Genomic DNA, 6,947 nt, shown 5'->3' with positions numbered 1-6,947 from the left:
GCTGAAGTTATCAAATATGCGGCAAATGCATTCCTTGCGCTTAAAATATCTTTTATCAACGAAATTGCTGATTTCTGCGAATTGATCGGCGCTGATGTCAAGGAAGTTGCCCGCGGTATAGGCTACGATAAGCGTATCGGTTCACAGTTTCTCGAAGCAGGCATTGGGTATGGCGGCAGCTGTTTTGGCAAAGACACAAAAGCACTCGTTGCACGTGGCGAAGAACAGGGGTATGAGTTCAAAATCATCAAAGCTCTGTCGACTGTTAATGATTCACGCTATGCGCTTGTACTCAAAAAACTAAAAAAATATTATCCGAATGTTTCTGGTCTGCACGTAGCAATTCTGGGGTTGGCATTTAAACCAATGACAAATGATGTGCGTGACACGCCGGCAGAACGCATTATTTTTGAATTATTGGAAAGCGGAGCAACAGTATCTGTGTTCGATCCTGTTGCAATGCCAGGATTTAAAAAACATTTCAAACGATCAGCAGAACTTACCTTTGGTCCAACGCTGTATGATGCACTTGCAGGCGCAGATGCATGCATCATCATCACCAAATGGAATGAGTTCAAAAATTGCGACCTTGCAAAAGCGCGTATATGCATGAAGGGTGATGTGCTTATTGACGGGAGAAATATGTTTGAGCGAGCACATGCCCAAAAATCTGGTTTTCGCTATGAAGGTGTTGGCCGATGATTGGCTTGAGGGATGCCGAGAATGTGCTGTAGGGCGTGCTGCCAATTCTTCTGGTCAATGCCGCGCAATTGAGGAAAAATATTTCTCAAAGCAATGACAATAAGCGCATCTCCTTGCTCAATATCGAAAGGGGTGTTGAGTGATTGGCGTAAAACGCGTTTTTCAATCTCTAGTGCTGCTTTTCTCAAACGAATGCCACGTTTTTCGTCAAAGTATCCAAAATGCACTGCCATCAGCACAGACGGGAGAAATGATGTAAACCATTGCCTGCGATATTTATTGATTGCATATTTTTCGTAGAGTTCTTTTTCTTCTGCCGGCAAACGCGCAATTCCTTCCTGCTTGATACGATGTTCCAATGCTCTTCGTTGTTCACTGGAAAGACGTTGGTATTTCTTGTATTCAAGGTAGAGGTTCAGTTGAAAAGGTGTAAGACGATCGTGATTAGGGGAATCCATCATGTCGTTGATATAGTTCATTTCCTGTTTATTCCTGACTATATAGCCTTGCGCCTCGCTCATAGCCCGCTGGTCATCTGTTAACGCCTCCAGGCCAAGCCGTGGTATTTTTTTGTTAAAATAATCCTGCTCCGGAAATGACAAAAAAACATCATCATATGCTTTCCATTCATAGTAACAACGGTAGAGCGTTTCACCGATGACTTTCTTTGCGGAATCTTGCTCGCATTCAAGAGTAGCCTGGCTCTGTACTTCAATCTTCTTCACCATAAATATGGGGGACCACGAGAGGAACTTGCGGCAGAGTTCCATCCACCTCGATATATGTTTTGATCACATCTTTCTGCCGTTCGCCATCTAGCGCTATGAGATGAGGAAACAGTACCACAAGAACACGGAGAGCCAACCCATCTATCTCTTCAATAATAGCTGGGTCCATATTTGGACGCATATGACCCTGTTCGTATTCCTTAGTAAAGCGCTGTTTCAAGTATGCCTCAACATCAAAAGACTCCGGATCAACATCATCCTGATGCTGCAACGTAGAAACTTCCTCTTCAATGCGCTTTTTATATGCTGATATTTCTGTCAATAAAGTCTTTGTTATGCTTGTGGGCAAATCGCTCAGTTGTAAAAGTTCGTCAAGCGCACCCAAACATACGGTGGGAGATGTAATGCGAAGTTTATTTACATCGCGAAATTCAAGATAATCTTTATATATTTTTTTTTGGCGCATTTTTTCTTCGCCGTATTTTTCCACCAATCGATGAATGCGCGCCTTCTGCGCTGAATCAAATTTCGATGCCTGAAGAATTTTTTTTGTGTAAAGAAAATCAAACACTGTTTTAAGATAAAATTTCCTTGCTTCTTGCTGTTGGGCAGGGTATGCCTTAAGCTCAGCCCTTAGCTCGCTTCTTGGCACGCCCAATTTTTCTAAGACTTTTACGCATGATTTCCTCAACGCAACAAAAACAGCTCGAAAATCATCTCTCTTACCCTGAAGGGAGGCAAAAAATTCCTGAAGACTTTCGATATACCGTTCTTGGGGAGAGGGAAGAACATACACCACCTGAAGAAGCGCCTGATACGCATTTTCGATAGCATCATCAACTAGCGCTTGATGATCTTTTTTATCAGAAAGCGATGCATTATAAAAAGCAACGCATCGATAGAGGTCAAATGCGATTCGAAAATGCTCGGGAGGATAGGACTCCTCGATTGTGGAGGGTTGTGGCTGATAATCAGTCATTGTTTTTGCGCTATTTTGAACCACGATAATAGCACAAAAGAGCCCTTTTGTCAAGAGCGAGACACAAAAAAAGCTTAATAATATAACGTATCCTTACTAATTTTACCGTTCTCTTAGTCTAGATGTTTTTGGTAGCGCAAAAAGAATTTGAATAAAACACCAATTGTTCTATCTTCGCGTATTTCACCTTCTTTGCATAATTCTTTCACTTCTTCAAACGTTTTCCACTCAATGCTTATTACCTCACCGACCTCAAGTTCCTGTCCTTTTGCACTATTTTCAAACTCGTTAACAATAAAATAAAATAAATCCCACTCCACGGTTGCTCCGGCATGGGCCGTTGTGAAATGATTGATGTTTTTTACAATAAAGCCTGTTTCTTCCTTGCACTCGCGCTTTGCCGCTTCCAGAGCACAGGGTAACATATCTTGCGATCTATGCCGTTCATACTCTTCCAGTGTGTCAAAAACTTTTCCTCCCGGAAGACGGTAGTCATACGCATTCAATTCAGTGCGAAACTCTTTTGTGATTAACAGCTGATTGTCTTTTATAATAATCAAGCGAACTCCGGGAGAACGGCGAGCAATCTCAAGCACAACACTCTTTCCATCTGCCTTCATCGGCTGCTTGATAATTTCAAATATCTTTCCCTTATACGCAACTTCTTCAGGCCCATCCTTTTGCAAGTGATTCATAATGTTGAAAGTATAGCCACTCTGCTCAAAATTACAACGCTTTATGTCTTAAATAGAACCAAAAAAGAGCGCGAATTTCTTCGTGCTCTTTTTTGGACCCGGAGGGAATCGAACCCTCAACTCAACCATGCCATGGTCGTGTATTACCATTATACTACGGGCCCTCAAAAATATATCCCTCATGGGCAGTACAGGATTCGCCTACAACTCTCGGTTCGCCGTCGCTCGCCTCGGTCGCAGGCCGCCCCTCGCGATTTTGCCTACTGACAAAATATCGCTGCGGTCTTCTCATCCTGACACAACATACATAAGTATGTTGTTTACTGCCATTCGTTTCACTCATGGGCAGTACAGGATTCGAACCTGTGACCTTTCGGATGTAAACCGAACGCTCTAACCAGCTGAGCTAACTGCCCCTACAACGAATGAGAGCTCTGAATATGTTTATATCTATGAACACACCCAGAGCTCTCAAAATGCGCGGGAGAGGATTTGAACCTCCACACCCTTGCGGGCACCAGCCCCTCAAGCTGGCGTGTCTACCGTTTCACCACCCGCGCACAACATTACAGAATACCAAGCTAGTATAGCTGCTAATAAAAAGTAATCAAGTGTCAAACCTACTGAAAAAACGCTCAGGAGAGCGCTTTTTCTTTGAGCTTCTTTTTGCTTGACCGCAGATAAAAAAGCTTTGCGCGCTGTGTGGGTGCCTGTTTTATTTTGTCTACTTTTGTAATAGAAGGAAGATAGAGGGGAAAAATCTTCTCAACGCTTACACCGTGGGACATCTTGCGCACCGTTATTGTCGCACCATTAGTCATGCCGCCCCTGCGCTGCAGCACAATACCCTCAAAAACCTGGATGCGTTCTTTTTCCTCGCCCTTAGGGTTCATTTCTTTGATTTTCTGATGGATTTTCACCGTCATGCCCGGTACAACACCATCAAACAGATTAGAGTTCATAGGATTACTGGACTACAAATAATGGTACCAGTATGCACGATATTCAATACTTCGTCAATACTTCCTCAAATTCCTCAGGAATATCACAAGAAAACGCCTGCTTCTTCCCTGTAAGATCGGTAAATGTGAGCTGGTATGCATGGAGCATAAGGCGCGAGACGATAATGGGCTTTATTTTTTTACTCTTATAGACAGTATCACCAACAAGAGGGTTGCCGACCGCATACAGATGAGCTCTGATTTGATGGGTGCGCCCTGTCTCGGTGACAATACGCACTAAACTGCAAAACTTCGCTTGCTTCTCAACCCAATAGTGGGTAATCGCCTTTCTCCCTTTCTGAGTACTCGCCACAATCTTGGGCGATGAATTTCTTCTTCCAAGTAATAGAGAGATGGTTCCCTCCAGTGGCAGAGGCACGCCATACGCAACTGCATAGTATTCTTTTTTAACTGTATGAATTTTAAATTGCCGTTTCAGCGAGTCGAAACTATCCTGATTGCGAGCGATTACCATAACACCGGATGCGTCCTTATCGAGGCGATGGACAATGCCGGGGCGCTGCGGATCATCACCCACTTTTGCCATTTCAGGATAATGCTCAAGTAAAAAATCTACTAGGGTGCCGCTTGGATGCTGGGGGGCAGGATGAACCACAAGGCCGCGTGGTTTACAGATCACAATACACTCGGTATCCGTATGAAGGATTTTTGGCACAATAATTGGTAGCGGTTCTTGCACGTTCTTATCTTCGATTTCTATAACGACTGTATCGCCCTCGTACATGCGAGTATTCTTTTTCCCCACCTTTCCATTCACATGAACATTCCCTTTACTTAATCGCTTCTGAATTTCAGAACGAGTAACGCCCAATAAAGAAACAAGTGCAACGTCAAGCCGCATACCATCGAGTTCTTTTGTTATAGAAAGATGCATATTATTGCAGTTGTAGTTCTTTTTTTAAAAACGCTAATGCCTGGCGCTTCGTACACACTCGCTTGGCAAGCTGCTCCTCGCGCACCAGTAGTATGTATTTCCCCACTAAAGGACCGGGTGATAGGCGAAGCGCCTTCATTATTTCATCCCCATTGATAATAGGCTTAGGTAACGTTGCCTTTCGATGGAATCGCTGTTCATATTCCTGGAGCCGTTTTGTAAGTGCACGATAACTTCCAAGGCTTGACTTGCCATCTGCGCGTTTTGAACTAAGAGTATCAACAAAAACAAGTTGGCGCAGCAACAAGCCTCTCCGCGGATCGCGGAAAAAATATTTTTCCAGCGTAGTATGCTTAATACGTGCTACATCAGTATTCAACACAAGAAGGTGGTAGTTGATAAGCCACCAAATATCCTCGGAGGAAATATCCATACGCGCAACGGATGCCAAGCGCAAGCGTTCTGCAATGCGCTTTGCAATATCTGCCCCAATTCGATCATGCCCATCAAACCGTATGCGATCAACACCGTCTTTTTCCGGCGTTTTTAGAGCTGGTGGCTTGCCAATATCATGGAAGAGTAGGGACCACAGCAAAAGAGGTTCCACAGAATGAGATCCAAATTCTTTCTTAAATCGCTTACTACCTATATTTTTAAAACACAGCTCTGTGTGCGTCCACACATCTCCCTCACTATGCCAGAGAGCCGGTTGCACGCACCCTTTCATGGCAAGAATAGGCGGCATCAATTCTTTGAACACTCCATAGCAATCAAAAAGTTGAACTGCCTTACGAGGATATGCACTCAGCGCAAAGCTAAGTTCTTTTGCAATCGTCTCATAGGGAACGGCGCGCAATGTGTTGGCGTCGTATTTTTTTGAATTGATTTTCGACGGATGTATTTTTTTGTTAATTTTCCCCATACCTGCTTGGATCGCCTGCGATGTTTCACGCTCAAGGGTAAAATCAAGCTGGCATGAAAACCGTATAGCGCGGAGCATGCGGGAATAATCTTCCGCAAAGCGTGTTGCCGGCTTGCCAACACAGCGAATGATTTTTTTTGGCATATCATTCATTCCCCCAAACGGATCGATAAGCGTGCCGTTCGCCAAATCAATAGCCATAGCATTGATAGTAAAATCTCTCCTGGAAAGATCGTCTTCAATGGGTAGGCGCCAATCGCTTTTGATGACAAAATCCCGATAGTGCCCCGTAAAATGTCCCGTGTGCTCTGTGCGCGGCAATGCAATGTCAAACGGCTCGAGAGATGGAGTGCGCTGTACACATTTCGGAACAAACTTTAACACGCCAAATCTTCGACCAACCGCATTGACGCTTCCCAGTGTACGCAATTCTTTTTCAATAGATCTCAGGGAAACTCCGCGAACAACAAAATCAAAATCCTTTGTTTGCCTTCCTAAAAGCGTGTCACGAACAACTCCGCCCACAAGATATGTTTGGGATTGCGGATACCTGCGGCGAAGTTTTTTGATAAATGAAAATTGCGCATCGGTAGCGATGTGCATAATAAGCGTACGGATCCTTTTGATATGCAGTACTGCCATAGGTTTAGGCCCTCTCTTCACAATTACCTGTGTGTATGATACCATACAGAAACTCATAAACTAATGCAAAGGGCTTTGGGCGATTAGCTCAGTTGGTTAGAGCGTCACATTGACATTGTGAAGGTCAGAGGTTCGAGTCCTCTATCGCCCACCAGGAAGATAAGCAACACAACTGTTTGTGTTGCGTGGGGACGAGAAGCGCGGAGCGATGTTTTGCTAGCAAGCAAAACCGCGAGCGGCGGCCTGCGACCGAGGCTTGCGACGGCGAGCCGAGAGTTGTAGGCGAGTCCTCTATCGCCCACCAGAGAAAATACCATAAGGGCCTGTAGCTTAATGGTAGAGCACCCGGTTTGCATCCGGGAAATAGGAGTTCGATTCTCCTC

General features: G+C 44.4%; 7 protein-coding genes and 5 tRNA genes. 3 read left to right on the top strand and 9 right to left on the bottom strand.

Annotated elements, in window-relative coordinates; all coding sequences use genetic code 11:
• Window positions 1-702: nucleotide sugar dehydrogenase (locus AAB400_01005; GenBank protein MEK7648476.1), on the top strand; the 702-nt coding region annotated here is incomplete at its 5' end.
• Here AAB400_01005 and AAB400_01000 read toward each other — a convergent pair.
• The 9 genes from AAB400_01000 to AAB400_00960 form a co-directional block, all read right to left on the bottom strand.
• Window positions 681-1,430, bottom strand: a complete 750-nt coding sequence (locus tag AAB400_01000; protein ID MEK7648475.1) for a hypothetical protein — start codon at window positions 1,428-1,430, stop codon at window positions 681-683. The genes AAB400_01005 and AAB400_01000 overlap by 22 nt on opposite strands.
• On the bottom strand, window positions 1,414-2,433 hold the full coding sequence (locus AAB400_00995) for a hypothetical protein (GenBank protein MEK7648474.1): 1,020 nt from the start codon (window positions 2,431-2,433) through the stop codon (window positions 1,414-1,416). The genes AAB400_01000 and AAB400_00995 overlap by 17 nt, the downstream gene beginning before the upstream one ends.
• A gap of 89 nt (window positions 2,434-2,522) precedes the next feature.
• The gene (locus AAB400_00990) at window positions 2,523-3,104 is read right to left on the bottom strand and encodes an NUDIX domain-containing protein (protein ID MEK7648473.1); all 582 of its coding nucleotides are present in this window, start codon (window positions 3,102-3,104) and stop codon (window positions 2,523-2,525) included.
• Window positions 3,105-3,197: 93 nt separating this feature from the next.
• A tRNA-Ala gene (locus tag AAB400_00985) sits at window positions 3,198-3,268 on the bottom strand.
• Window positions 3,269-3,446: 178 nt separating this feature from the next.
• Window positions 3,447-3,520, bottom strand: a tRNA-Val gene (locus AAB400_00980).
• A gap of 61 nt (window positions 3,521-3,581) precedes the next feature.
• Window positions 3,582-3,664: transfer RNA gene (locus AAB400_00975), tRNA-Leu, on the bottom strand.
• Window positions 3,665-3,739: 75 nt separating this feature from the next.
• On the bottom strand, window positions 3,740-4,066 hold the full coding sequence (locus tag AAB400_00970; GenBank protein MEK7648472.1) for a 50S ribosomal protein L19: 327 nt from the start codon (window positions 4,064-4,066) through the stop codon (window positions 3,740-3,742).
• Between the two features lie 43 nt (window positions 4,067-4,109).
• Window positions 4,110-5,000 (bottom strand): RluA family pseudouridine synthase, encoded by an 891-nt coding sequence (locus tag AAB400_00965; protein ID MEK7648471.1) that lies wholly within the window; start codon window positions 4,998-5,000, stop codon window positions 4,110-4,112.
• A gap of 1 nt (window position 5,001) precedes the next feature.
• Window positions 5,002-6,564 (bottom strand): HD domain-containing protein, encoded by a 1,563-nt coding sequence (locus tag AAB400_00960; GenBank protein ID MEK7648470.1) that lies wholly within the window; start codon window positions 6,562-6,564, stop codon window positions 5,002-5,004.
• 77 nt (window positions 6,565-6,641) lie between these two features.
• Between AAB400_00960 and AAB400_00955 the strand changes: the two genes are divergently transcribed.
• Window positions 6,642-6,718: transfer RNA gene (locus AAB400_00955), tRNA-Val, on the top strand.
• 173 nt (window positions 6,719-6,891) lie between these two features.
• Window positions 6,892-6,947 (top strand) — tRNA-Ala (locus AAB400_00950).

This window comes from Patescibacteria group bacterium, from assembly GCA_038065255.1.
GTDB lineage: Bacteria > Patescibacteriota > Patescibacteriia > JACQRZ01 > JACQRZ01 > JBBTRI01.
This window is presented reverse-complemented; position numbering and strand designations above follow the sequence as displayed.

What these genes read in the sequence shown, in the direction of transcription:
- AAB400_01000 (MEK7648475.1), bottom strand. Translation starts at nt 1,430, where the DNA reads ATGGTGAAGAAGATTGAAGTACAGAGCCAGGCTACTCTTGAATGCGAG.
- AAB400_00990 (MEK7648473.1), bottom strand. Translation starts at nt 3,104, where the DNA reads ATGAATCACTTGCAAAAGGATGGGCCTGAAGAAGTTGCGTATAAGGGA.
- AAB400_00970 (MEK7648472.1), bottom strand. Translation starts at nt 4,066, where the DNA reads ATGAACTCTAATCTGTTTGATGGTGTTGTACCGGGCATGACGGTGAAA.
- AAB400_00965 (MEK7648471.1), bottom strand. Translation starts at nt 5,000, where the DNA reads ATGCATCTTTCTATAACAAAAGAACTCGATGGTATGCGGCTTGACGTT.
- AAB400_00960 (MEK7648470.1), bottom strand. Translation starts at nt 6,564, where the DNA reads ATGGCAGTACTGCATATCAAAAGGATCCGTACGCTTATTATGCACATC.